The sequence below is a fragment of the Bradyrhizobium valentinum genome, assembly GCF_001440405.1.
Lineage (GTDB): Bacteria > Pseudomonadota > Alphaproteobacteria > Rhizobiales > Xanthobacteraceae > Bradyrhizobium > Bradyrhizobium valentinum.
The window spans coordinates 4063-28535 of record NZ_LLXX01000048.1; the positions used below are offsets into that span (position 1 = coordinate 4063).

General features: G+C 64.1%; 26 protein-coding genes. 16 read left to right on the plus strand and 10 right to left on the minus strand.

What is annotated here, in order from left to right:
• Together CP49_RS08515 and CP49_RS08520 are read left to right on the plus strand one after the other, a co-directional pair.
• The coding region (locus CP49_RS08515; RefSeq protein ID WP_245310601.1) for an NAD(P)H-dependent flavin oxidoreductase at positions 1-833 on the plus strand (833 nt) is incomplete at its 5' end.
• Between the two features lie 225 nt (positions 834-1058).
• Positions 1059-3395 (plus strand): mechanosensitive ion channel domain-containing protein, encoded by a 2337-nt coding sequence (locus CP49_RS08520; protein ID WP_057849857.1) that lies wholly within the window; start codon positions 1059-1061, stop codon positions 3393-3395.
• 21 nt (positions 3396-3416) lie between these two features.
• Here CP49_RS08520 and pdxR read toward each other — a convergent pair whose 3' ends face one another.
• The gene (gene pdxR, locus CP49_RS08525) at positions 3417-4874 is read right to left on the minus strand and encodes a MocR-like pyridoxine biosynthesis transcription factor PdxR (RefSeq protein WP_245310602.1); all 1458 of its coding nucleotides are present in this window, start codon (positions 4872-4874) and stop codon (positions 3417-3419) included.
• A 79-nt stretch (positions 4875-4953) separates the two neighbouring features.
• On the opposite strand from pdxR, the gene CP49_RS08530 reads away from it, so the two are divergent.
• Positions 4954-5877 (plus strand): DMT family transporter, encoded by a 924-nt coding sequence (locus CP49_RS08530; RefSeq protein ID WP_245310603.1) that lies wholly within the window; start codon positions 4954-4956, stop codon positions 5875-5877.
• On the opposite strand, the gene CP49_RS08535 is transcribed toward CP49_RS08530, so the two are convergent.
• Positions 5874-6521: a hypothetical protein gene (locus tag CP49_RS08535; RefSeq protein ID WP_057849836.1), complete on the minus strand. Its 648-nt coding sequence runs from the start codon at positions 6519-6521 to the stop codon at positions 5874-5876. The two genes, CP49_RS08530 and CP49_RS08535, sit on opposite strands and share 4 nt — an antisense overlap.
• Before the next feature lie 146 nt (positions 6522-6667).
• Here CP49_RS08535 and CP49_RS08540 point away from each other — a divergent pair, with 146 nt between their 5' ends.
• From CP49_RS08540 to CP49_RS08550, 3 genes are all read left to right on the plus strand, one after another.
• The gene (locus tag CP49_RS08540) at positions 6668-6913 is read left to right on the plus strand and encodes a hypothetical protein (RefSeq protein ID WP_057849837.1); all 246 of its coding nucleotides are present in this window, start codon (positions 6668-6670) and stop codon (positions 6911-6913) included.
• 129 nt (positions 6914-7042) lie between these two features.
• Positions 7043-7717 (plus strand): hypothetical protein, encoded by a 675-nt coding sequence (locus tag CP49_RS08545; RefSeq protein WP_057849858.1) that lies wholly within the window; start codon positions 7043-7045, stop codon positions 7715-7717.
• 109 nt (positions 7718-7826) lie between these two features.
• On the plus strand, positions 7827-8543 hold the full coding sequence (locus tag CP49_RS08550) for a hypothetical protein (RefSeq protein WP_057849838.1): 717 nt from the start codon (positions 7827-7829) through the stop codon (positions 8541-8543).
• Between the two features lie 129 nt (positions 8544-8672).
• Here CP49_RS08550 and CP49_RS08555 read toward each other — a convergent pair whose 3' ends face one another.
• Positions 8673-8903: a cysteine rich repeat-containing protein gene (locus CP49_RS08555; RefSeq protein WP_057849859.1), complete on the minus strand. Its 231-nt coding sequence runs from the start codon at positions 8901-8903 to the stop codon at positions 8673-8675.
• Between the two features lie 244 nt (positions 8904-9147).
• Between CP49_RS08555 and CP49_RS08560 the strand changes: the two genes are divergently transcribed.
• Complete coding sequence (locus tag CP49_RS08560; protein ID WP_057849839.1) at positions 9148-9435, plus strand: hypothetical protein; 288 nt, start codon at positions 9148-9150, stop codon at positions 9433-9435.
• 213 nt (positions 9436-9648) lie between these two features.
• On the opposite strand, the gene CP49_RS08565 is transcribed toward CP49_RS08560, so the two are convergent.
• Positions 9649-11292, minus strand: coding sequence for a sensor histidine kinase (locus CP49_RS08565; protein WP_338060336.1), 1644 nt, complete (start codon positions 11290-11292; stop codon positions 9649-9651).
• A 300-nt stretch (positions 11293-11592) separates the two neighbouring features.
• A complete protein-coding gene (locus CP49_RS08570; RefSeq protein ID WP_057849840.1) occupies positions 11593-12270 on the minus strand; it encodes a response regulator in 678 nt (225 codons plus the stop codon).
• A gap of 158 nt (positions 12271-12428) precedes the next feature.
• Between CP49_RS08570 and CP49_RS08575 the strand changes: the two genes are divergently transcribed.
• On the plus strand, positions 12429-13694 hold the full coding sequence (locus CP49_RS08575) for a threonine ammonia-lyase (protein ID WP_057849860.1): 1266 nt from the start codon (positions 12429-12431) through the stop codon (positions 13692-13694).
• Positions 13695-13891: 197 nt separating this feature from the next.
• Here the strand turns inward: CP49_RS08575 and CP49_RS08580 are convergent, their stop codons facing one another.
• The 3 genes from CP49_RS08580 to CP49_RS08590 all read right to left on the minus strand — a co-directional run bounded on the left by CP49_RS08580 (position 13892) and on the right by CP49_RS08590 (position 16215).
• Positions 13892-14284 (minus strand): hypothetical protein, encoded by a 393-nt coding sequence (locus CP49_RS08580; protein WP_057901067.1) that lies wholly within the window; start codon positions 14282-14284, stop codon positions 13892-13894.
• A 218-nt stretch (positions 14285-14502) separates the two neighbouring features.
• Complete coding sequence (locus tag CP49_RS08585) at positions 14503-15276, minus strand: class I SAM-dependent methyltransferase (RefSeq protein WP_063791653.1); 774 nt, start codon at positions 15274-15276, stop codon at positions 14503-14505.
• 51 nt (positions 15277-15327) lie between these two features.
• Positions 15328-16215 carry a helix-turn-helix transcriptional regulator gene (locus CP49_RS08590; RefSeq protein WP_057849843.1) on the minus strand — a complete coding sequence of 296 codons (888 nt, stop codon included), beginning with the start codon at positions 16213-16215 and terminating at the stop codon, positions 15328-15330.
• 88 nt (positions 16216-16303) lie between these two features.
• Between CP49_RS08590 and CP49_RS08595 the strand changes: the two genes are divergently transcribed.
• From CP49_RS08595 to CP49_RS08620, 6 genes are all read left to right on the plus strand, one after another.
• Positions 16304-16996 (plus strand): ABC transporter permease, encoded by a 693-nt coding sequence (locus CP49_RS08595; protein ID WP_057849844.1) that lies wholly within the window; start codon positions 16304-16306, stop codon positions 16994-16996.
• 2 nt (positions 16997-16998) lie between these two features.
• A complete protein-coding gene (locus tag CP49_RS08600) occupies positions 16999-17721 on the plus strand; it encodes an energy-coupling factor ABC transporter ATP-binding protein (protein ID WP_156438192.1) in 723 nt (240 codons plus the stop codon).
• 19 nt (positions 17722-17740) lie between these two features.
• Entirely contained in the window at positions 17741-18568 is an 828-nt protein-coding gene (locus CP49_RS08605; RefSeq protein WP_057849861.1) for an ABC transporter substrate-binding protein, read from the plus strand.
• A 5-nt stretch (positions 18569-18573) separates the two neighbouring features.
• Complete coding sequence (locus tag CP49_RS08610; protein WP_057849846.1) at positions 18574-19374, plus strand: molybdate ABC transporter substrate-binding protein; 801 nt, start codon at positions 18574-18576, stop codon at positions 19372-19374.
• Positions 19375-19383: 9 nt separating this feature from the next.
• The gene (locus tag CP49_RS08615; RefSeq protein ID WP_057849847.1) at positions 19384-19890 is read left to right on the plus strand and encodes a hypothetical protein; all 507 of its coding nucleotides are present in this window, start codon (positions 19384-19386) and stop codon (positions 19888-19890) included.
• Between the two features lie 137 nt (positions 19891-20027).
• Positions 20028-20333, plus strand: coding sequence for a hypothetical protein (locus CP49_RS08620; protein WP_057849848.1), 306 nt, complete (start codon positions 20028-20030; stop codon positions 20331-20333).
• A gap of 64 nt (positions 20334-20397) precedes the next feature.
• Here CP49_RS08620 and CP49_RS08625 read toward each other — a convergent pair whose 3' ends face one another.
• Positions 20398-21165 (minus strand): transglycosylase SLT domain-containing protein, encoded by a 768-nt coding sequence (locus CP49_RS08625; RefSeq protein WP_245310606.1) that lies wholly within the window; start codon positions 21163-21165, stop codon positions 20398-20400.
• Between the two features lie 571 nt (positions 21166-21736).
• Between CP49_RS08625 and CP49_RS08630 the strand changes: the two genes are divergently transcribed.
• Together CP49_RS08630 and CP49_RS08635 are read left to right on the plus strand one after the other, a co-directional pair.
• A complete protein-coding gene (locus tag CP49_RS08630) occupies positions 21737-22858 on the plus strand; it encodes an MFS transporter (protein WP_245310607.1) in 1122 nt (373 codons plus the stop codon).
• A gap of 166 nt (positions 22859-23024) precedes the next feature.
• Positions 23025-23225, plus strand: coding sequence for a hypothetical protein (locus tag CP49_RS08635; RefSeq protein WP_057849850.1), 201 nt, complete (start codon positions 23025-23027; stop codon positions 23223-23225).
• Between the two features lie 57 nt (positions 23226-23282).
• Here the strand turns inward: CP49_RS08635 and CP49_RS08640 are convergent, their stop codons facing one another.
• Positions 23283-24446 (minus strand): Kelch repeat-containing protein, encoded by a 1164-nt coding sequence (locus CP49_RS08640; protein WP_156438194.1) that lies wholly within the window; start codon positions 24444-24446, stop codon positions 23283-23285.
• Between the last annotated feature and the right edge of the window lie 27 nt (positions 24447-24473).

The following is a 24473-nucleotide window of genomic DNA, read 5'->3' on the forward strand; positions in this document are numbered from 1 at the left end:
GCAGCCCCGAACAACTCGAGCAATGGCTGACGGACATCGATATCAGGTTGAACGCTCATGCGGATGCCAGCGGTAAACAGTCAGCGCCGGTCTGCGCCAATCTGATCGTGCATCGCTCCAATGCGCGGCTGGAGCAGGATCTTGAGGTGCTGCTGCGGCACCGGCCGGAGATGGTGATCACTTCGGTCGGTTCGCCCGCGCCGGTGATCGGGCCGCTGCATGATGCCGGCGCGCTGGTGTTTGCCGATGTCGCCTCGCTTCGCCATGCCGAGCGCGCCTGCGCCGCGGGCGCGGACGGACTGGTGCTGCTGACGGCCGGCGCAGGCGGCCAGACCGGTTGGCTCAACCCCTTCGTATTCGTGCGCGCGGTGCGCGCTTTCTTCGATGGGCCGCTGGTGCTGGCGGGCGGCATCACCGACGGCTACGCCTTGCGCGCGGCCGAGGCGCTCGGCTGCGATCTCGCCTATATGGGAACCAAGTTCATCGCCACCCGCGAGAGCATGGCGGATATCAGATACAAGGAACTGCTGGTTGCGAGCACCGCCGACGACGTGCTGCTGACGTCAGCATTCACGGGTTTGCAGACCAACATGTTGCGGCCATCGATCGAGGCCGCGGGCCTCGATCCGGATAATTTGCCGCTGCGCGGCGCGATCGATATCGGCAAGGATATCGACATCGGCGTCCGCGAAAGCCGCCCCAAGCGCTGGAAGGATATCTGGAGCGCAGGCCATTCCGTCTCGGGCGTGACGGACGTGATGTCTGTCGACGAGTTGGTTGCGCGCACGCTTGCGGAATATCGTGCGGCCGCCACGCGCGTACAGCCTGGCTAGGGCGTCACGCCACGCTTCTTTCATCCTGCGCCGGTTTGAGAAAGTTCCCGGCGATTGAGCGGTGCAGTATCGCTGTGTTGCGGCAAATGCCAAGAGAATACCGCTGCAGTGGCAAACTTCCGACACAAGATGACGGCGAAAACAGGCAATCCGACATGACGCATGCGCGAAGGCGAGGCCGCTCCCGGTTTTGCCGTCGGGCGCACTTTATTCAACGAGGCTCTCGTGTCGCACAGGTTCCTCCCCTCGATCCTGCTGGCCTTCGTCCTGTGTGCGTTCCCGGCTGTCGCGCAGCAAGGCGCCGCACCGGCTGCCCCTGCCGCCGGCAACGCCGAGGTCCTGACATCAGATCAGGCGAAGCGGGCGCTCGATACGCTCTCCGACGACAAGAAGCGCGCGCAGGTCATCGAGACCCTGCGTGCGATCGCCAATGCCTCGCCGCAACCGCAGGCCGGAGCGGGTGAGCCGAAATCCGCGATACCGCTCACGGCGGACAGCCTTGGCGCACAGCTCCTGCTCACGGTGTCCGAGCAGGTCGGCGAGATCTCGCGCGAGGTCGCCGACATCGCGCGGACACTGACGCATTTTCGGGCGTTCTATTACTGGTTCGTGCGGACCACCAACGATCCGTCCGCCTATCATCAGTTGCTCGATATCGCGTGGAAGCTGGCGTTGGTGTTCATCTGCGCCTTCGCTGCCGAATGGCTGGTCTTCCGCCTCATCAAACGGCCGGTATTCCTCCTGGAAGCGCGGCTTCCGCAGATGGCGCAGGCCCCGGTGCAGACGCTGGCCGTCGCCGATCCGCCATCGTCTGTAGCGGATGTTGCCGCGGCGCCCGCGCAGCATCGGCGGCGGCTCAGCCTGGCGCGCACCTGGCAGTCGCTGGTCAGGCTGCCCTTCGTCCTCGGACGCCTCGTGCTTGAATTGCTCCCGGTGCTCGTCTTCATCGGGATCGCCACGATGTTGCTCGGCACCGGGATCGGCGATCTCTCAACCACCCGGCTTGTGATCCTCGCGGTCGTCAATGCTTATGCGCTGTCGCGCGCGCTGATCTGCGTCGTGCGGGCGCTGGCCGGCCCTTTCGGCCTGTTTCGCGTTCGTGCGGAGACCGCCGCCTATATCGAGATATGGGCACGGCGCATTGTAACGGTCGCCGTGTCGGGCATCGCCTTCGCCAACGTGGCGCTGCTTCTCGGCCTGCATCGCGCCGGCTACGCTGCGGTGCTTCGCCTAGTGATGCTGGTCGTGCATCTCTTTGTCGTTGTCGTCATCCTGCAGTGCCGCCGGCAGGTCGCCGACGCCATTCGCGCGCCGGCCGGCCGCGACGGCGCCGCGGCCAGGATACGCAATCGCGTCGCCGGCCTCTGGCATTATCTTGCGATCGCACTCGACCTCGCATTGTGGGCGGTGTGGGCGCTGAACATCCGCAACGGCTACTCGCTGCTGCTGCAATATTTCGTCGGCACCGTCGCGGTCGTGCTGATCGTGCGCCTCGCCACCATCCTGGTGTTAAGCCTGATCGACCGCGGCTTTCGCATCAGTCCGGACCTGTTGCGCCGCTTCCCGGGCCTGGAGACCCGCGCCAACCGCTATCTGCCGCTGCTCCGCAACATCGTCTCGACCGTGATTTCCTTCATCGGCTTCGTTGCACTGCTGGAGGTCTGGGGAATCAACGCCATCGTCTGGTTCTATGGCGGCCAGATCGGCAGCCGGTTGCTGTCGGCGGTGGTGACTGTCGGCATTGCCGCGCTGGCGGCGGCGGCGATCTGGGAAGTCAGTAACGCTCTCCTGGATCGCAAGATCACGGCGCTGTCGCGTGACGGCCACTACGTGCGCGCGGCGCGGCTGCGTACCTTTCAGCCGATGCTGCGAACGGCGCTGCTGTGCGTGATCGTCGCTGTCGTCGGCTTGACCGCGCTGAGCGAAATCGGCGTCAACGTCGCGCCGTTGCTCGCCGGCGCCGGCATCGTCGGCATCGCCATCGGCTTTGGCTCGCAGAAACTGGTGCAGGACCTCATCACCGGGCTGTTTCTGCTGCTCGAAAATACCGTCCAGGTCGGCGACAACGTCACGCTGTCAGGCCTGTCGGGGACGGTGGAAAACGTATCGATTCGCACCCTTCGTCTGCGCTCCGGCGACGGCTCGGTGCACATCGTGCCGTTCAGCGCGGTGACGACGATCACCAATTCAAGCCGTGGCGCCGGCAATGCGGCCGTCAGCGTCAACGTGTCCTACAAGGAGGACACTGATCGCGCCGGTCAGATCCTTCAGGACATCGTCGCCGAGATGCGCCGCGACGCGGAATTCCAGCATCTGATCCGCGGCGATCTCGAACTGTGGGGCGTCGACAAGGTGGACGGCTCGATGGCCTCGATCGTCGGCCAGATTCGCTGTACGGATGCCGGCCGCTGGCCGGTGCAGCGGGAATTCAACCGCCGCATGAAGCGGCGATTCCAGGAGTGCGGCGTGGAAATAGCGCCTACCGCTCAAACCATTCTCATGCAGGTTCCAGCGCCGGCGGACGTGGCCGCGAATGCAAAGCCGAAGCGGGCGGCCGGCTAGTTCGCCGCGATACCGCGCGTCCTAGCGGACGATGCGTCCCAGGATGTGCGCGGCCTGATCGATCTCCTTTTCATTCCATGCCGCGAAGCCGAGAAACAGGCCGTGCTCACCCGTCCTGTGATACAGCATGCTCGACAGCGGGCGGCTGACGACGCCTGCTTCGAGCAGCCGCGCTGACAGTTGCCGGTCGTTCGCCGGCCCGCTGCATCGCGCCAGCAATTGCATTCCGCCGGCCGGGGCTTCGACGCTGAGACGGTCGCCGGCCTCTGCGGCCAGCGCCCGCAGCATGCGGTCGCGGCGGCCTTTATAGAGACGCGTCATTCTTCTGATGTGGCTGAGATAGGCGCCTGAACTGATGAACTCGGCCAGCGCTTCCTGCATCGCGACCTGCGTCAACATGCCGATCTGACGCTGCGCCAGTTCGAAGGTCTCGACGAGTGCTTCGGGCACGACGACATAGCCGATACGGATGTCCGCATAGGTCGATTTCGAGAAGGTGCCGAGATAGAAAATGCGTGGCGACGGCGCGAGCCCCTGCAGCGCGGCAACAGGGCGCGCTTCGTAGTGGAATTCGCCGTCATAGTCGTCCTCGATGATGCAGGCGCCTGCTGCGTCGGCGTAGCGGAGAAGCTCAAGGCGGCGGCCGATCGGCATCAGCCGTCCCGTCGGGTACTGGTGCGACGGGGTAACGAAGATCAGGCCAGGGGCGTGCTTGCGGGAGCCGACCGTCATGCCTTGCGCGTCGAGCGGAATGGCGGAGACGATGGCGCCGGCGGTCCGCAGCGCGACATGGGCGCCGCCATAGCCGGGGCTTTCGATCCAGGCGTGATCGCCCCGCTCGAGCAGCGCACTCGCGACCAGCGTCAGGCCGGCCTGGGCGGTCGGCACGATCAGGATCTGGGCCGGCGTGGCCTTGATCCCGCGATGAACCGCCAGATGCTGCAACAGCGCCTGCTGCAGCGACGGATGGTTGATGGATCTGTCCCGCCGCGACAATGCGTTGCGCGCTGCGCGCCGCAGGCAGCGGCTCCAGAGGTCATGCGGAAATTCCCGCTCATCCGCCAGCCCCGGCTGAAACGGCCGCGGGCGCCCGGCATGGACAGGCGGCCAGTTCATTTGTGGCAGGCCGCGCGCCCAGGATGACAGTTTCAAACGGCCGGCCGCCGCGCGGTTGCCCTGCAATGGCGGCTTGCCACCGTCCAGCGACAGGCCTTTCGCCACCGCCGGACGACGGCCGGCCGACAGGCTCAGATAGCCTTCCGCGGCCAATTGCTCGATCGCAAACGACACGGTGTTGCGCGACACGTCGAGCGATTGCGCCAGATGCCGGCTCGACGGCAACCGCTGGCCGGGTTCGAGGCGTCCGCCCGTGATCAGCCCTCGCAACTGGTCGGTGAGCTGGCGCGTCAGCGTCTCGCCGCCGTCACGCGACAGATGGAGCATCCCGGGCAGCAGCTCGTCCATAACTGGCTCTGTCATTTTGCCAAGACTGGTTCTTTTGTTAGAGCCAGTTGAAAGGCTAGGCAAGGCGGATCGGGATCATGACGGGATGTGTTCAATGGCGGATCGGCTTTCAACCCGCAACGCGGCGGTGCTGCTCGCCACGGTCGTGCTGGCGTGGGGGACGAACTGGCCGGTGACGAAGATGATCGTGCACGACATGCCCCCGCTATGGGCGACGGCGCTGCGCTGCATGATCGCCGCCGCCACGCTCGCGCCGCTGTTGTGGGCGCAGGGGCAATTCATCATTCCAAGGCGCGGCGATCTGCCGGTCGTCTTCTGCACCTCGATCCTGCATCTGGTGGCGTTTTCGGCGCTGGTCGCGGCCGGACTGCAATTCGTGCCGGCGGGCAGGGCGATCGTGCTCGGCTACACCACGCCGCTATGGGTTGCGATCGGCGCCGCGATGTTCCTGTCGGAGCCCATCACGCGGCAGCGCGCCGTCGGTATCGGCTGCGGTTTGGCGGGCCTTGCGGTCATCTTCAATCCACAGACGCTGAACTGGGGTGACCGCAACGCGCTGTTCGGCAGCGGCCTGATTCTGCTCGCAGCATTCTGCTGGGCCGGCAACATCGTTTATGTCCGGGCGCACAAATGGATCTCGACGCCCTTCCAGCTCGTGTTCTGGCAGGTATTGCTGGCGGCCGCGCTGCTCTCGACCATTGCCTGGATCACGGAAGGCGCGCCGCGCATCGTGTGGACCAACCGTCTCGCCGCCCTGCTGCTCTATAGCGGGATCGTCTGCACAGCGTTCGCCAACTGGGCGATGACGATGGTGAACCGGAGCCTGCCCGCCGTCACCACCTCGCTGTGGCTGCTGGCGACGCCGCTGCTCGGCATCATCAGCGCAACCGTGATGTTGAACGAGCCGCTCGAGCCGTCGCTGTTTCTGGCGATGACATTGATCATCGGCGGCATCGCGCTTGGCACCGTCACGGGCGGATGGCGGCAATGGACGGTGCGCGTCAAGCCAGCGCCCTAGTTCGCCACGAAATACCAATCCTTGTCGTAGCGGACGAGCCGGCTCGGCGGCTTGTCCTCGAACTCGAAGAATTTTTTGGGATCGCCGCCCGGCGGCACGTGCAGGAAGCCGGTGAAATAGTGCTTCAGGCCGCGCGAGGTCAAGAACAGAACATAGGTGCCTTCGTCGGTCGGATCGACGATGATGTCGTTGCCGCCTGCGGAAACGTTGGGCTCGCGGTCGCCGAGCGCGATCAGGTTTTCGTTGTGGCTGACGTTCGGCTTGAGTTCGCCGGACTCCACCCGCGCCACGATCCGTTCGCGATTCTGCCGGTGCCAGTGGAAATTCTGCTGCAGGGCAATCTCGTGCAGAGGGGCATAGACGAGGACGGCGAGCGCCAGGGCGCAGACCAGGAAGGGAAGAGCGAATTTCAGGCCGCCGTTCCGGATGCGAAGCAGCAGCGTCGCCGACCATAGGGCGCAGCCGCAGAACAACAGTGCCACCAGCGGAACGATTGCGAGCAGGACGAAGCCGGAAGGCCAGTCCGCCATCGACAGTTCGAAGGTCGCGACCGACAGCGTGACCGCCGAAACCAGCGTCGCCGCCGCCAGCGCGGCGCGGGCCGACGGCCCGGCCGTCGTCGTCGCTGGTGTCGATCCCCCCATGGCCCGCTGTTCCGCTCCGCCGTTTGCCTGGTTCCGGGCTTGCCCTGCCGAGGCTTAACGCGCCGTTAACCATATCAGCCCCAACAATAACCCCAGAGGATGGTCCGCCGCCACGGCCGGACGGACGGCAAACCGAGGGGCATGAAATGGATCTGGACCGCTATTTTGGCAAAACCCCAGCGACCCTCGAGGAGATCAGACGGCGGGTGATGTTTGCGCTCGATCGGCATCCGTTGTGCCGCGGTATCGAATTCGACGTCGTCAGCATGCCCCGCAACCGCAAGAGCAACTGGACCGTCACTCTGCAGGCGGTCGCCCCCGACGCCGTGTGGGAGGCGTCCGATATCGTGGCCGATATCCAGGAGGCCTACGAATTGGCCGCGGCGGCCTGATTCCGATTTGTTTCGGGACGATTTCCCCAGCTTTTCGATCGCGTTACGGCTGCGATCGGCATCGTATAGCCTCATTTGTCATCCAGTTTTCGGCAAAAGGGCTAAACGTCGGCGGGAATGGAGACCTTTTTGACCAAAACGATGACGATCGTCGCACTGATCTGCTTTCTCGTGGTCGGCGCCGCCGCCACCGCGATTCTCGGCCGCGACAGCGTACCTGCGGCGCAGCCCCAACTGGCCTCGGCCCCTGCTGCTGCCGTCCAGACGCCGGTGTCGAACAAGGAAAGCAAGAAGGACCGGCTAGCCGTCGTGAGCTACGCGGCTGCAGCCTACGAACCGCCGCAGACCACCGCTGCGCTAAGCGAGCCGTTGCGCCAGGCCTATGCCTCGACCGCCCCTGTCGATATCGGGCTGCCGAAGGAGGTTGCGCCGCCTGCCGCGGCACAGGCCGCCCCGCAAGCGAAGCCCAAGGCGGTCGCCAAGCCCCAGCCGCAGAAAAACTACGCGCTGCTCAGCGACGTCCAGATCGCAGGAATCAAGGACCGCCTGAAACTGTCTGCGTCGCAGGAGTCCTACTGGCCGCCGGTGGAAACCGCGCTGCGCGCCGTCGCCCGCAAGATTCACGCGGGCCGGCAAGCCAACCCGAATGCGACCGGCGTGCCGATCGATCCCGAATCCGCGGAAGTGCAGCAGTTGAAATCAGCGGCGATGCCGCTGCTGTTCCAGTTGCGTGAGGACCAAAAGAGCGAAGTCCGCACGCTCGCGCGCATCATCGGCCTGGAAAAAGTCGCGGCGATGATCTGAGCTCTCGAGCGCTGCGATGGCAGTGCTGCCAGTTCCAGTTTCCACGCAGTGACGTGCAGGAACATCGGTCCAGTCCACGCGTTGCCCGCGTGGATGAGGGAGCCGAATTATGCGGACGTCGACCGCTTATTTTGCAGGGGTGGGAACCGTGGTCGTGGCGGTCGCCGCCGGTCTCGGCGGCGGATATCTGGCCGCAAATATCGTCAGCCCACCTTTGCAGACGGTTTCCAAGCTGGAACGCAGAATGTCGGCTGAGCCGATACCCGTCTCGACGGCGCCGGCGGAGCCGGTGCCGTATGTCACTGCGCCGGCCGCGACTAATTTGCCTTCCGCGCCCGCACAGGAACAGCAGCAAGCACAGCCACAGCCTCAAGCCCAGCCACAGCCACAAACAGAGGCGGCAGCGCCCGCTGCCAATGCTCCGCGTAGCGAAGAAAAGACCGCCAACAATGTAGCGGCCGTGCAACCCGCGCAGTCACAGCCGCAACCTTCAAAGCCCGCCGAACAGGCCGACGAAAAGACCATCGCGCCTCGGGAAGGCTACGCCAGGGCCAGCGATGTCGACATGAAGCGGGCGGCTGCCGAAAGGCGGCGCGCCGAACGGCGACAACAATGGACGGACAAGCGCCGATGGAAGCAGCCCCGTGAGCAGGAGGTCGATGTTATCGAGGAGAGAGTCCGCGAAGTGACCGAGCCGCGGCGGATCAGAATTCGGGAAGAAGGCGAGCCGAGGGAATTCTTCGGCGAGCCCAGGCGAAGGGACATCTTCGCCGAGCCGGTGAGAAGCGAAATGCCCCGGATCAGGCTGTTCGGTCAGGATGATTGATGCTTTTGCGGCGAGCGCAAATGTTGGAGCGTGATGAGAATGTCATCGCGCTCCTTTTGTTTGGACATGATCGCCGGATGAGCGTTTTCCGGCGAGAAGGCCGGTAGCGACTTTTCCCCGGATGATGCGCTATCCGCCGCGCGATTCCACCACCTTGCGGCAGCCTTCCGATAACTGCGCCTTGTTCGCGCGCAGGCAGGCATTCATCTGCGGCGGCTTGCCGACATGCTCGGCGCAAAATTTTCCGGCGTCCGAACGGCAGGCCATCTGCTCCTGCGGGGTGGGTCCGGATTGCGCCTGGACGAGCGAGGCGGCGAGCGACAGGATCAGCGCGGCGGCTGCGACGTGGATTGATTTCATCATGAATCACCTTTCGACGATAATGGAGGGTTGAAAGCGCGTGGAAGCTCGTCGAGGCTGCGCCCTCGGTCCATGCCATGTTCATGGGCGTCGGAAATCGCTCTCCAGACCCCTCCCGCGCGCCCACACCATTTTCATGGGATGTTGCCGCGGGCTCTCAAGGAGCATGTACATCTCGCGTCGGCTGCGGTGACCGATCGGCACATCGCAAAGAGCTGCACGCCCAATTCGGGAGAGATGACACATGTTGAAGAGGACAGGTTGGCTGAGCGCTGGTCTGACGGTTGCGGCGTTCTCGGCCGTGGCTTCGTTTGCGCTGGGCGCGGGTTCGGCCCAGGCCGCAGTGGTCTATTGCAAAACGGTGGGCGTACCGAAGGGCTGCGTGGTGCGGCCGACGCCGGTTGCGGCAGCGGTGGTCGCTACACCGGTCGTCGGCGTCGCCCGTGTCGGCGTCGGCGCTCCAGGCGTCGGTGTTCGTGCCGGCACGCCCATGAACCGCGGTGGCCCGGTCAACCGCGTCGGCCGTCGCTGAGGCATGATGATTATCGGAAGAAGCAACACACTCGCACTCGGGCTGTCTCCGTCATCTCAGGAATAAGCGCACTTGCGCTTATTCCGAAGGTGCGAGCCTTGCGGCGCACTTGCACCGCTGGGCGAGCCTCGAAGGATGTGCGGCCCTGCTGGTGGCCGTCGCCCTTCGAGGGCCGAGCTTCGCACGGCCACCTCAGGGTGACGGATCACTTTTTTAGCCGGCAGCGCCGTCGCTGTCGGGAAAGCGGTGGGGCAATGTCAGTCTCACGCGCGTGCCTTGATCGGTCCCTTGGGCGCAGGAGCTCAATTCCAGCTCCGCGCCACAGCGCGCCGCGCGGCTTCGCATGTTGCGCAAGCCGCGCGCCGCTTTTATCGCGCCTGCCGCCACTCCGTCAGGCGCGATCTCAAAACCCTTGCCGTCATCCTCGACGGTGATGCAGCCGCGGTCGAGGCCATCGGCGCCCGCGAGCGTCTCTATCCTCACCGTGACACGCCGCGCATTGGCATGCTTGACCGCGTTGGTCACGGCTTCATCCAACAGCCGCACGATCTGGATGACGTGCCACGGCCGCAGTTCGGGATGAACCGGCAGGCCCTGCGGGGTGACCGCGCGCCAGTCGAGTGCGATGTCGTGCGGACGTAGCTGCGCCATGGCCCGTTCGCGCCACGAGCCCAGCGCCAGCATCAGATCGCCGCCGATGTCGTCCATGGAGTCGATGACGAGGCGCAGATCCTTCAGCGCCGCGCGCGCCGCATCGCCGATTGGCGCGCTACCATTGCCACGCTCGCTCAAGGCCACGATGCTGACGAGCTGGCCGCCGAGCCCGTCGTGCAGGTCGCGCATCAGGCGCGTGCGCTCCCGCGCCAGCGCCGCGGCACGGGCGCGCTCCTCCTCGCGGGCGAAACTGGCCTTCAGCTTCTCTTCCGCCTCGCGCACCTGGGTAACCAGGCGGCTGGCAAAGCCGTCGACCTCGTTCAGCGCCCGCGCGAACCGCCAGGTCAGGCCTGCGCCGATCGCGACCAGCATCGCCGAATAGGACAGCCGCGCGGTGAAGATGCGATTGGGCATCATCTGAAATACCGAGAGCAGGTCGACAACCCAGCAGGTCAGCATGATCGTGACCGCGCAGCCGAGCAGCAGGCTCGCGACATTCCGCCGCTTCAGCATCGAGCGGGCGGTGACGACGGCTATGATGAGAAGGGAGAGGCCAACCATCGGCACGGCGAGATACAGGAACAGCGCGCGCACCATCGCCTGGCTTCCGAACAGGCCGGCTAGCGCCAGCAGCACGCCGGGAATGAAAATGATCCAGCCGTAGCGCTGCCATTTCCAGCCCGAGAACAACAGCGCAAACGTCAGCACCAGCCCGCTTTCAATCGGAGCCGAAGAAATCAGGATTACGTTGAGCCGGGAAAACGGCGTCTCGCCCATCGGCGTTTGCAGGAACGCCTGCCCGACACCCACCGCCATTGCCGCGGCCAGAACGCCATAGGCCGGCTCATGGCGCCGCATCACCCACATGATCCCCAGAATGACCGCGAGGATCGCCTGCCACGACGAGAACACCACCGGCAGGGTGACGAAGATCAGCGTTCTCAGATTATAGCTCGGACGCAACAATTCGTCCGGGCCGACCCAGATGCGATCGAGAAATCCCGTGATCGGGCCCCAGATGAACAGTTTGATCGAAACGTTGTTGGCGCCGTCGTGCAGCACCGACGCGGGGATCACCGCGATCTGCGCCGTGTTGCGGTCGGGACGGTTGGCGGCGGGGTCGCGCCGGCTGTCGAGGATCACGACGCCGTTGACGGTGACCTCGACGCCGTTGGTGAACCGCGGCAGACACCGACCAGGCACGCGCGGCCTCACCGGCCGGCCGGATGAACTGTCCGGCGAAGCGCGGCGGGTCGTTCATCGCGTGGCGCAGGGGTGAAAAATACGGCAGCGTCACCGCGCGTTCGGCGCCGCTTTCCGAGAGCCTGAACGCCGTGACTTGATATTCGCCCGGAGGCTCCGGCAGCGACTGCCGCAGCGCGAAGATGCATGCGACCACGATCAGCGCCTGCAGCAAAAGGTATTGGACGAGACGGGACGTCTGCAGCCGCCGCCGTTCGCGGCCGGGCAGTTGTTCCGCCGTCGCGTCCTCGTCGTGGCCGTTCACAGCTTGATCAAGCCTTGCTGCACTGCCTCGAACACCGCCTCGCCCCGGGTATGAACCTCGAGCTTGCGATAGATGTTCTTGATATGCCCGGGCACGGTCTGGCGCGACAGGCCGAGATGGCTGGCGATCTCGGCGTAGCTGAAACCCTTGGCGATGCCCCAGAGGATGTCGATCTCGCGCGGCGTGAGTTTGGCAGTGTTGAGCGCGGGCCCGGGCGGCGGCTCGGGCGTGTTCTGGGTCCGCCGCACGATGAAGCGCGCGATCGAAGCCGAGATCGGCGAGTGCCCGGCGACGAGGTCGCGTACGGTGGCGGCGATATCGGTCGGGAAGGCGTCCTTGAGCAGATAGCCTGTGGCGCCGACGGTAATCGCCGAGATCACGCTCTCCTCGTCGCCGAGGATCGAAATCACCATGATTTCGGTGTCGGGAAAGCGCTGCCGTGTTTCCCGGATCAGATCGACGCCGTGGCCGTCAGGCAATTGAAGGTCAGTCAAGAGCACCCGCGGCGCGCCTTCCGCCAGGCAGGCCCGGGCTTCCGCAAGCGTGCCCGCAGCCCTGACCTGATATCCGGCCTTGGCGAGCGCGTCCTGCAGCCGCCAAAGCGTCGGCGCGTCGTCCTCGACCAGCACGACCGTGATGGCCTCCGCCTTCAGCCCGTCGTTCAATGAATTCATCTGAAAACTCCGGCCGCTGTCCCTGCGACCCTCGCAAGTGTAACGCCGCGGCGGCCTTTTGCGACACCCATGTTCATGGGGCGGGATTTTACGAGATTCGGAGGAGGCGCATCAGATGGAAAAGGCTTATACGATTGCCTCTCAACGAGGCCTCCGAAATGCCGAAAGCCCCCAAGAACGCCCCGCCGGACCAGCCCGCTTCCGAATCCGGCCTTCCCGTCACGCCTGACCACGTCATGGCCGCGGCTGCTGCGATTCGCGACTCAGTCATTGTCACCGAATGCGATCAAAGCCGAACGCTGAGCGAGATCTGCGGCTGCCATCTCTGGCTCAAATTCGAGAACCTGCAGTTCACTTCGACCTTCAAGGAGCGCGGCGCGCTGAACCGGTTGCAGGCGCTGTCGCCGGAGGAGCGGCGGCGCGGCGTGATCGCGATGTCGGCCGGCAACCACGCGCAGGGCGTGGCCTATCACGCACATAGGCTCGGCATTCCCGCCACCATCGTGATGCCCATCGGCACGCCGATGGTGAAGATCGAGAACACCAGGCGGCACGGCGCGGAGATCGTCATATCAGGCAAGACGCTGGAGGAGGCCGCCGAATTCGCGCGCGCGCATGGCAAGGCAGAGAACCTCACCATGATCCACCCCTACGACGATCCCCTGATCATCGCGGGGCAGGGCACCATCGCGCTCGAAATGCTCGCTGCCGTGCCGCAGCTCGATACGCTGGTGGTTCCGATCGGCGGCGGCGGGTTGATTTCCGGCATGGCGGTCGCGGCCAAATCGCTGAAGCCGGAGTTGCAGATCGTCGGCGTGCAGGCGCAGCTCTATCCTTCGATGTACAACGCCATCAAGGGCGAGAGCCTGCCGATGCGCGGCGACACGCTCGCCGAAGGCATCGCGGTGAAGGTGCCGGGCCGGATCACCACCGAAATCATTCGCGGTCTCGTCGACGACATCATGCTCGTCACCGAAGACCAGATCGAGCGTGCGGTGGCGATGCTGATTGCGATCGAAAAGACCGTGGTCGAAGGCGCCGGCGCCGCGGGCCTTGCCGCAATCCTGGCAGCACCGGAGCGTTTTGCCGGGCGCGACGTCGGCCTCGTCCTGACCGGCGGCAACATCGACACGCGGCTGATCGCTTCCGTGCTGACCCGCGAGCTCGCGCGCGAGGGGCGGCTGACGCAGATTGCCATCGACATCGTCGACCGGCCCGGCCAGCTCGCCGCCGTCTCGGCGCTACTCGCCGAAGCCGGCGCCAACATCATAGAGGTCTCGCACCAGCGCACGTTCTCCGACCTGCCCGCCAAAGGCACCCTGCTCGAAGTCGTGATCGAGACGAGGGACCGCGCGCATCTGGAGGACGTGATGAAACGGCTCGGCGAGGCCGGATATGTCGCGTGGCTGCCGGGGCGGCGGTAGGCGTAGCGTTTAAAGTGAAGCAGATACCGGTTCGCGTAAAGAAGCCGTGTCAAGATGCTGGGCGCACATCCGTGCATTCAAAGCGACAGATGAGGGGCTCCATCAGTGCCTGCACTGAGTATGGTATCGTTGGAAAACGCGACGCATCCAGAGTCCACCGCAGCCAGCAGATATCGCTGAGCGGCACCTCTCCGTTGCTACCCGCGAATGCGTTGCTCGATGTTGGCCGCCGGTCCTCCCGCGCGGACGTTGCGAGTGCCTGATGGAACTGTTTGTGAGCCCGCCATGCTTTTCCACGGACCAATAGTTTCGACGATGATATTAATTCCGGCGACCGCGCTTTCGATTTGGCGCTGCACGCTGTCGACCTCGGATTTTAGGAACTCTTGCATTTTTTGGAGTTCGAAAGCCAATTTGTGAAGTTCGTCGATCGAATTTGTGGTCAACCGGGCGACGGACGAGTTGAATCGTTCGGCGGTGATCTCCAGCGGGCCAGAGGGATTCGCTCTCTCTTTGCTCGGTTGTGTCGCCAAAGTCGCCTCCGGCGGAGGCGTTTTCTCGTCGAGCGCTGCAGACGTTGGGGTGTCCATCAGTTCCTCCCTTGGTGCCCGCGGCCCGCTGCAATAGGCGTCGTTGAGTCGTTAGGCGATTTGGTGGCGTGGCGGTGGCGATCCGGGGCCAGGCCCCGAGATTTCCTGTTTAGCCCGGTTAAACTTCGACTGTCGGCGCATATGGGCTGCTGGATCGGGAACTGCTTTCTCCAAGCTAAGTCGACGTCCGTGGCTGGTGCGGAAATTTGCTTCAGGTCTCAACCAATCCTTGTCCGCAGGCCGTCTGCTTCACACAGGCATACTTGTCGCGCGCTTCCAGCCACCATTGGGCTGCGGTCAAAATCACCGAAGCGCTCGACGAGGCGTAAGCCACCTGATGCGATCAGCAACGGCATCTCTTGCGGAAAGATGTTTCGCATCTGCATATGAGTCTTCCAGAAATCCTTTTTTGTCGATGTCGACCAATACCAATCCACGTGACTGATTTGGGTGAGGGGATCGTATCTAAGGGTTTCCTCGACGATTATCTTACCTTGAAGATCGTGGACGATCGATCCGACGAGTTGACGCTTGTCGGGGTCGCTACTCAGTATCGCCGGATTCGGAAGGAAGGCATCGAACACAAGCCTGCCCTTCGGTGATAGATGCCGTGCGACTGACCGAAAAAAGCCTGTGAAATCGTCCAGGCTATACAGGTGCAGGACCGAATTCATTGCAACAATGATGGTTTCGAAGGTGCGTCCATTTAAGTCAAAATGGCGCATGTCCAACTGCACCAGGTCGAGTTCGACCGCCTGTGCCTCGGCGGAACGTCGCGCACGCTCGAGCATCTCGGCGGATCGATCGCCTCCGGTCACTTGCAAGCCTGATAGAGCCAGCGGAATGGTGAGACGACCGCTTCCGCACGCGAGATCGAGGACGCGACCACCTCGTTCGCCGGCTATCTCGACGTAGAAGCGCTCCATGGCCGGATCACTTGGCGCCATCAAATCGTATAGATCAGGGCGATCGTAGAGGCTGTTCTGTTCCATGAAAAAGCTCGCGTCAATCTGCATGTGGCTGCGCGCTGATAAGTCCGCGCGCTAATTCACCAGCCGCACCGCGCCGGCGTCGCTGACGTCATAGCCGCCAAGCTCGGCGGCGCGGTCGCGCAGCACGGCCTGACGCATGAAGTGGAACAGCGCCTGCGGCCCCTTCATGAAATAGTCGCGCTGCCGCATCACGAGGTCAAAACGCTCCCAGGCAAGCGGCAGGAAATCGAGGCCCGCTGATTTCGCCACGCTTCGCGTCGCGATGCCGCAATCGATGCGGCCCGCGCGGATGGCCTGGGCGATATCGGGTCCGGTCGGAAACGCGGGCTTTGCCAGTTTCAGATCGTCGAGCGCGATGCCGGCGCGCGCCAACAGCGCAAGCAGCAGCAACTGCGCGCCGGCGCCGGGTGGACGCTGCGCCATCCGCGCGCGCGTTGTCGCGATCGAGGCCATGTCGCTCAGGCCGAGCGGATTGCCTGATGCAACCAGAATGCCCTGCTCGCGCCGCGCAAAGCCGAGCACGACGGCATCGTGCAACCCCGGCGCATCGGCGACCGCATCGAGATTGGCGGTTTCGTCGTCGCCGTCGAGGCGATGCAGATGGATGGCCGCGATCATCACCTCGCCCCGGGGCAGCCGCCGCAGGCCTTCCTCGCTGCCTTCGGGGAGGCTGGCGAGACCGGAATTGCTTTCGCGCAGCGCCCATTCCAAGAGCTGATCGTGGCTGCCGCCGACAATCGGCGGCGCGGCCACCTGCGCCAGCCCGGCGGGCGCGATCAGCCCGGCAGAGACCCAGCGGTCCAGCGCTGCGCGGGGAAACAGCCAGCGCCCCGTCACCTTGCTGCAGGGCACCGCGCGTTCCGCCACCAGCTCGTAAAGCTTGCGCTCCGAGAGCCGGAGATAGTCGGCAGCTTCGTCGGTGGTGAGCAGTTCTGGCATAGGCACCAATATGCATTTGAATGCAGCTGTTACCAAAATTGACCATATCAGTGGCATCTGCGCAAGATGTCTGCCAAATGGAATTTCCATGCTCCAGGACGTAACAGCTCTTCAACTCGTGCTCTCTGGCGATCCCGCGCTGTTCGCCATCGTGCGGCTGTCGCTTTATGTGAGTTTTTCCGCGGTGGTGCTGGCCGCGCTGATCGGCATTCCGCTGGGCGCCTGGATTGCGCTGACGAAATTCCCGGGACGCCAGGGCGTCATCGTCATGCTCAACGCGCTGATGGGCCTGCCGCCGGTCGTGGTCGGCCTTGCGGTCTATCTGACGCTGTCGCGATCCGGGCCGCTCGGCGCGTTCGGCCTGTTGTTCACGCCGCCGGCCATGATCATCGCGCAGACCGTGCTGGTCACCCCGATCATCGCCGCATTGACGCGGCAGACCATCGAGGATCTCTGGATCGAATACCGCGACGAGCTGACCGCGATGAATCTCGGCCCGCTGGGCCGGGTCGCGGCGCTGATCTGGGATGCGCGCTTCAGCTTGGTCACGGCGCTGCTCGCCGGCTTTGGCCGGGCGGCGGCGGAAGTCGGCGCCATCATCATCGTCGGCGGCAATATCGAAGGATTTACCCGCACGATGACGACGGCGATTGCGCTGGAGACTTCCAAGGGCGACCTGCCGCTCGCGGTCGGCCTCGGCCTCGTGCTGATCGCGATCGTGATCGCCGTCAACGCGCTTGCCTGGACCGCGCGCCGGGCCGGCGAGCGACTGGCGGGATGACCATGCGCGCGCCCTCCGAAGAATTGCCGATTGTGTTCGATGGCGTGACGGTTGCAGCCGGGCCCGTCACGATCCTCGACGGTATCTCGCTCACGCTGCTGCCGGGTTCGCCCACCGTGCTGATCGGCCCCAACGGCTCGGGCAAATCCACACTGCTGCGCATGGCGATGGGGCTGCTCGCGCCTACGCGCGGGCGCGTCACCTGGGGTGGCCGAGAGAACGTCCCGCCGCTGAAGCGCGCGATCGTATTTCAGCGCCCGGCGATGCTCCGGCGCAGCGCCGCCGCCAATATCCGCTTCGCGCTGCGCGCTGCCAGCATCGCGCGCGCGGAGCATGCGCGCCGCACCAGCGAACTGCTCGAACTGGTCGGCCTCGCTCATCTCGCCGATCGCGCCGCGCGAAGGTTGTCCGGCGGCGAGCAGCAGCGCCTCGCGCTGGCGCGGGCGCTCGCGCGCGATCCCGCCGTGCTGTTTCTGGACGAGCCGACCGCAAGTCTCGATCCGGTCGCCACCAAGGCGGTGGAGGACATCATCCGCGCTGTGAGCGAACGCAACATCAAGGTCGTGATGGCGACCCACGATCTCGGCGAGGCGCGACGGCTCGCCGGCGACATCGTCATGCTTCACCGCGGCCGCATCGTGGAAACCGGCGCCTCCGCGTCGTTCTTCGATAGGCCGCAAACTGCCGAGGCCAAGACATTCCTCGCGGGCGAATTACTGGTTTGATGGGAGAAAAACAATGAACATGCTTACGCGCCGCTCGCTGATCGCGGTGACCGCCAGCCTCGTATTTGCAGGCCACGCCTTCGCCCAGGACAAATCGATCGTGGTGGCCTCGACCACTTCGACGCAGGATTCCGGCCTGTTCGGCCATATACTGCCGATGTTCAAGGCCAAGACCGGCATCGACGTCAAGGTAGTGGCGCAGGGCACCGGACAAGCGCTCGATACCGCGCGCCGCGGCGACGCCGACGTGGTGTTCGTTCACGCCAAGCCAGCGGAAGAAAAATTTCTGGCCGAAGGCTTTGGCGTCAAGCGCTATCCCGTGATGTACAACGACTTCATCCTGATCGGCCCGAAGGCCGATCCGGCCGGCATCAAGGGATCGAGGGACATCGTTGCAGCGCTGAGTGCGATCAAGACGAAGGGCGCCGACTTCATCTCGCGCGGCGACAAATCCGGCACACATCAGGCCGAGCTCAACCTCTGGAAGGTCGCCGGCATCGACATCGCGAAGGACAAAGGCCCCTGGTACAAGGAGATCGGGCAAGGCATGGGCGCGGCGCTGAACACGGCGTCGGCCTCCAACGCCTATGTGCTCGCCGATCGCGGCACCTGGCTGTCGTTCAAGAACCGCAACGAACTCGGCATCGCCGTCGAAGGCGACAAGCGGCTGTTCAATCAGTACGGCGTCATGCTGGTGAACCCGGCGAAGCATCCGAGCGTCAAGAAGGATCTTGGCCAGCAGTTCATCGACTGGCTGGTGTCGTCGGAAGGCCAGAAGGCCATCGCCGACTACAAGATCAACGGCGAGCAGTTGTTCTATCCCAACGCCAGCGATTCCGGCGCGTGATGGCTATGTGGCTTTCGGTTGCCCTTGCGGCTCTCGCGATCATAACGACGCCGGCCATGGCAGAGGAAACAATCTTGCTCCACGCCGCCGGCAGCCTGCGTGCCGCGCTGACCGAGGTGGCAAAGGATTTCGAAGCCACAGGCGGTGGCAAGGTGCAGGCGAAGTTCGGCGCATCCGGCTTGCTGAAAGACGAGATTGCCGCTGGCGCGAAGGCGGAAGTGTTCGCGTCCGCCAACCTGGAGCACCCGCAGGCGCTCGCGCTGGAGAAGCGCAGCGGCGCCGTGGTGCTGTTCGCGCGCAACCGGCTGTGCGCGCTCGCGCGGCCTGGCCTAGACGTCGCGCCGGCTTCGCTGCTGGACCGCATGCTCGACCCGCAGGTCAAGCTCGGTACCTCGACGCCAAAGGCCGATCCCTCGGGCGATTACGCCTGGGATATTTTTCATAAAGCCGAGAAGCTCAAGGCAGGCACCCATGCTGTGCTCGAGAAGAAAGCGCTGCAGCTCACCGGCGGGCCCACCAGCCCGCCCGCCTCGCAGGGCCGCTCGATCTATGGCGAGCTGATCTCGCAAGGCGCTGCCGATATCTTCCTGACCTATTGCACCAACGCGCTCGCCGCGCAGCGCGAGAATCCGGCGCAGCAGATCGTGCCGCTGCCCGATGTGCTTGCGGTCGGCGCCGATTATGGCCTGACCGTCATGAACGGCGCTTCAGCGCCGGCGCATAAATTTGCGCTGTTCATCCTGTCGGTGGAAGGCCAGCGCACGCTGGCGAAGCACGGTTTCGCCGCGCCCGCATTGCCGCAATAGGGGAGTTCAATGCTTCGCTCAGGCTTGGTCGCTATCGTTCTCATCGCTAGTTTCGGGCCGGCTGCGGCCGCCGACGACGGCTGCGAAAAATTCGCTTGGCCGCTCGCGCGCGACCGCGCAGCGTTCGCGGCGGCGGACAAGACGACGATTTCGGCGGGCGAAACGTTGGCAGCGCTGCCGGCGGGCGCACTGGTGATCCGCCTGCAGCCGGGGCCGCAGGCTTCCTTCGCGATGCCGCCGGAGCGCAAGCCGCGATTGGAGCAGTGGCACGGCGGCTTGGTGCGCCTTCCCGCGCTACCAAAACCCGGCATTTATCAGATCACGCTCTCCGACGACGCCTGGATCGACGTCATCCAGAACGGTCGCTACGCTCGCTCCGTCGGCAGCACCGGCCGCAGCGATTGCCCGGGCGTGCGCAAGAGTGTGCGGCTCGATCTCGATGCAAGCTCGGTCGTGCTGCAGGTCAGCAGCGTGGCGGCGGACACGATCGCGATGACGATCGCTGCGGTGAACTAGCATCGCTCTCGCCGCAGGAACTTCGCATTAATCTATGTGAACATTAGTTCAGGAAGCGAATCGTGGTCTTTATGTCGCACGCCGGAACGTCACGCGCGCCGATCGGTTAGCCCCGACACGTTCACTGGAGTTCGACGATGAAGAAGCTAGCTATCATGTTCGCCGTTGGTGCTGCCACGCTGATCGGAGGTTCCGCCGCTTACGCCGCCGACAATGCGGTGAAGGCGAAACCGTCGACGGATGTGACGCAGTCCTCGACCGACTTCAGCGCGCACCGCCGCTACTATCGCCATTGGGGCCACCACCACTACAGGCCGTACTATCGTAGCTACGGTTACTATGCGCCGCGTCGGTACGGTTACTACGGAGGACCTCGCTACTATGGTGGTGGACCCGGTATTAGCTTCAGCTTCGGCACCGGCGGCTATCGCGGCTGGTACTGAGATAACGAGCTGACAGCAAAGAGGCCCGCGAGCCGCGCGGGCCTCTTTCATTTGGCGGCAACAATTACAGTTCCCGCGCTGCCCGCGATGACTTCGCCCGGTTCGAAGCTGACGCGAGACGCACGACGGATTGTTTCCCCGCTTTGCGCGCCGATGCCTTGCCTGCCAGCAGCGCCATGCGGGCATGGGTCTTGCGGGACGCAGTACGGGCATGTCGAGCCGCCGAACTTGCGACGCGCAGTTTCCTCACGGCCGCGTACTTCTTGCTCTCGGCAACATACTTCTTGCTCTCGACAACAACGGTTTCCGCCTTGCGCACAAGCGCGCTGGCGGAAGGCGTCAGGTCGACATTCACCGCCGCGATCTGGTCTTTTCGTGACAGGCCGCCGACGCCCTCGCAGGGCGCCTTCTGCGGCAGATCGGTCGGCATGTGGACGGTGCCATCTTCGTCAGTCCAGGCTTCGGCCTTTTGGCCGGTGATGATCTTGACGTAAGCGCGCGTTTCCTTCGGCAGCGAGCTGCGGCGCGACAGCCACTTCTCGATCCTGCCGCCGCCCGCATTATACGCTGCCGCGGCAAGCCCCAGATTTCCGAACTGATCATGGAGCTTGCGAAGAAACTTTGCCGACGCAGGGATCGCCTGCAACGGATCGAACGGGTTTTTCAAACCCATTTCGACGGCCGTCCGCGGCATGAATTGCGCAATGCCCTGCGCGCCTGCATGACTGACTTCCCCGGAACGAAACCTGCTTTCCTGCCACAGCAGGCGCACGAAAAATCCGATCGGGAGATCGTGTTCCTCGGCGGCAGCCTTGACCGCTTCACAGATCACATTCGATGGTGCGGGTTCCTCATTACTCGACGCAGCGGCATGAGCCGCGGCATCAGTCGCCGTCATCGTTTCAGATGGCGCGGCGACATTTGTTGCCTCCTCTCCTTGCGAAGATTCAGCCGACGCAGTCGCAGTTCCGGCTTGGGAGTTCGATGGTGCGGCAGGTTCCGATTGCGCTTCGGCGACGAAAGATGGTTCCGTCCATACTGACTTGTTATTGGAACTTTCAAAATCCGCGGCGACTACCAACACAGCAATCACAACGGCGAAAAGATATCGCATCAACTTTCCATTCGTGGTGGGTGATGGCCGGCCGGATAGAAGTCGGATGTGGACATTTCGCGGATTAACTGCGGCAGCGAGATGGTATTCGCACCCGTAATTCTACCGAAGGGAACTTTTGGAGATCCGCGTGAGAGCGTTTTCAAGCGAAGTGGAAGCCGGTTCGCGTAAAGAAAACGCGTCAAACCAAGAATCGAGAGACCCGTTCCGATGTAATCGGAACGGAAGAGGCTCTCGTGGGCCGATTGCCTACATCGCTCTTTACGCCGCGCTATATGGTGCGTTTGGCGTGGCCTCGCCGTTCTGGCCGAAATATTTCGAAACCAGAGCGCTGACGCCAGAGCAGATCGGCATCATCCTGGCGGCTGCGTTGTTGATGCGGCTTGTCGCCGGTCCCCTTGTCGGGATGTTCGCCGACGTCGTGCAATCGTTGCGCCTTGTGCTCGCATCCTGCGCTGGCTTGGCGGCCGCAACAGCCGTTGCATTGCTGTGGGCCGATGGCTTCTGGCTGTTGCTTCTGGTGGCGTTGGTTCAAGCGTCAGCACTGGCGCCGACGACATCGATCGCCGACGCGTTGTCGGTCAACGCAGCCAGGCCGCAGATAGCGGGGAGGCCGTTTGAATACGGCTGGATTCGCGGTTCGGCGTCGGCGGCTTTCGTTTGCGGCACGCTGGTCATCGGGCAGATCATAAGCCCCACTGACCTCACGCGCGTGATCTGGCTGAATGCTGCTCTGCTTGTCGTCGCCGCCGGAGCAACCGCGTTGGTGCCCAGGGTTGCATCTCAATCGGCGCCGCACAGCGGCGCATCAATGGTTGCGAGCGAGGTTCACCGACTTCTTGGCATGGCGCGGTTTCGAATCCTGATTCTCGTCTCGGCTTTGGTCTATGGCAGCCACGCCATGCACGATGCATTCGCCGTCATCCGCTGGAGCAATGCCGGGATAGATACCTCCGTCATAAGCGTCCTGTGGTCGGAAGCCGTCGCTGCAGAAGTCATGGTGTTCTTTCTGATCGGTCCGGCATTGCTCAACCGATTCGGTGCGCGGGGCGCGGCTGCCTTGGCGGCCGCGGCCGGAATCATGCGTTGGTCGATTGCGGCAATGACGAGCTCTGTGATGGTGCTTGCGATTTTGCAGCCCTTGCACGGATTGACGTTCGCTCTGCTTCATCTCGCTTGCATGCGCATGATGGGAAGTCTCGTTCCCACCCATTTGGCCGCGACCGCCCAAGCTCTTTACGCGTTTGGTTCCGGCGTTGTGACTGCCGCATTGACGCTGTTTTCGGGATTCTTCTATGCGAGCTATGGAGGAGGGGCGTTTCTTGCGATGGCACTTCTCTGCGGCCTCGCATTGCCGCTTGCCTGGTCCGGCTTTTCCGACGCGCGAGATTCGGCGCCTCGCATCGCTTGATCGACGCGTTACCGCCAGCCGTGCCACAAGGTTTCAGACCCGTAGGTGCTTCTTGTTCGATTGATGACGGCGCGCCATTGATCGATGGCATCAGTGGCTGGATCGGTATACCCTGAGATTCGCGCTGACAGCGTGGCGCCAATCCCTCTGATGAAAGAAGCCCATAATGAGCGAGCGACTTGAAACGCTGAATAAAGCCCGTGCGCGGATGATCGAGGACAGGGACGCGCATGCGAAGGTGCTGGCCGCGCCTTTCGACCGCGAGAAGGCCGAGCGTGCCCGCAACAAGTTCATCGAGATTCAGATGCTGATCGACGCCCTGGACCGCGCGATCAGCGGAGAGGGAGCCGTTGCGCTTAAAGGCTGAGCCGGGGCGCGTAGGGCGGATTGGCGCGCCGAAGGCGTAATCCGCCGTCGCACGTAGTCAAACGGCCAGCGTAAACGCTTCGTGCACGGACGACTGGACCGCCCCGCCGGTCACGGCTCCTCCGCCCGCAACGTAGATGGCATCGCCAATGGTGGTGGCGCCAACCGCGTGCCTCGGCGTCGTCATCGGCGCATGAGACTGCCAGGTGTTCGCCTTGGGGTCGTAACTCTCCATCTGACCGAAAACGACGCCTTGCGTTATCTGACCTCTGTCCTGCACGCCGTATTCGCCGCCCATCGCGAAGAGGCGGTCGCGGTAGACGACGAGGCCATGGCCGGAACGCGCCGTAGGCAGCGGCGCGCGCTCCTTCCATGTGTCCGATACGGGCAGGTAAACGTGGTGAAGATCGGTGTTGTATTCAAACGTGTTGAAGCGGCCGCCGATGATATGGATCATGCCGTTGTAGGCGACAGCTCCGACATGGTCGCGCGCGGCCGGTAGCGCCTTTCGGATTTCCCACCTGTCGGTTTGCGGATCATAGACCTCGTGCCAGCCGACGCTGGCGCGCTCGTGGGTGGGGGCGCCGGCGCCGCCGATCAGATGTATCTTTCCGTCAAGCGCGACGGCTGCGGCAGCACCGCGCGGACGTGAGAGTGGTGCGATGGTCATCCACTTGTCCGCAGCCACGTCGTAGAAAAACGCATTCGGATCCGGATTGCGATTCTGCTCGATGAAGCCGCCAAGCGCATAGACCCGACCGGCATCCGCCACGACGGCGACGTGGTTGGCGCCGCGCGGCAACGGTGCGGCGTTGAACCAGCGGTCGTCCCTGGGATCGTAAACATGGTGATAGGCGCGGTCGACGCGTCCCTCGCCATAGCCGCCGACAATATGCATGCGCCCGGCCCAGGCCGTGGCCCAGGCCATTTCACTTCGCGGCAGCGGCAACGCCGCCTTGGGACTCCAGCGTCCCTCCGGGCCCTTCGGCGCAGGGCTTTCCACTTTTCGCTGAGCAATCTGCTCGGTTGTGAGGTGATGCGGCGTGCCTCCCTGGAGTCTGGCGTACGGGTCGGCGGAGGGCGCCGCTTCAGGCAGGGCTGTGCCTGCCGGCGTACCATGCCCCGCATGCTGGGCCAGCGCCGGCGCGCAACCGACTGCCGCGCCGGCAGCCGCGGCAACGAAAGCTCTCCGGTTCAGACGCGGCGGATCGAATGAAGACATGAGAGCTCCTGAGCCGAAGTAGCTGGA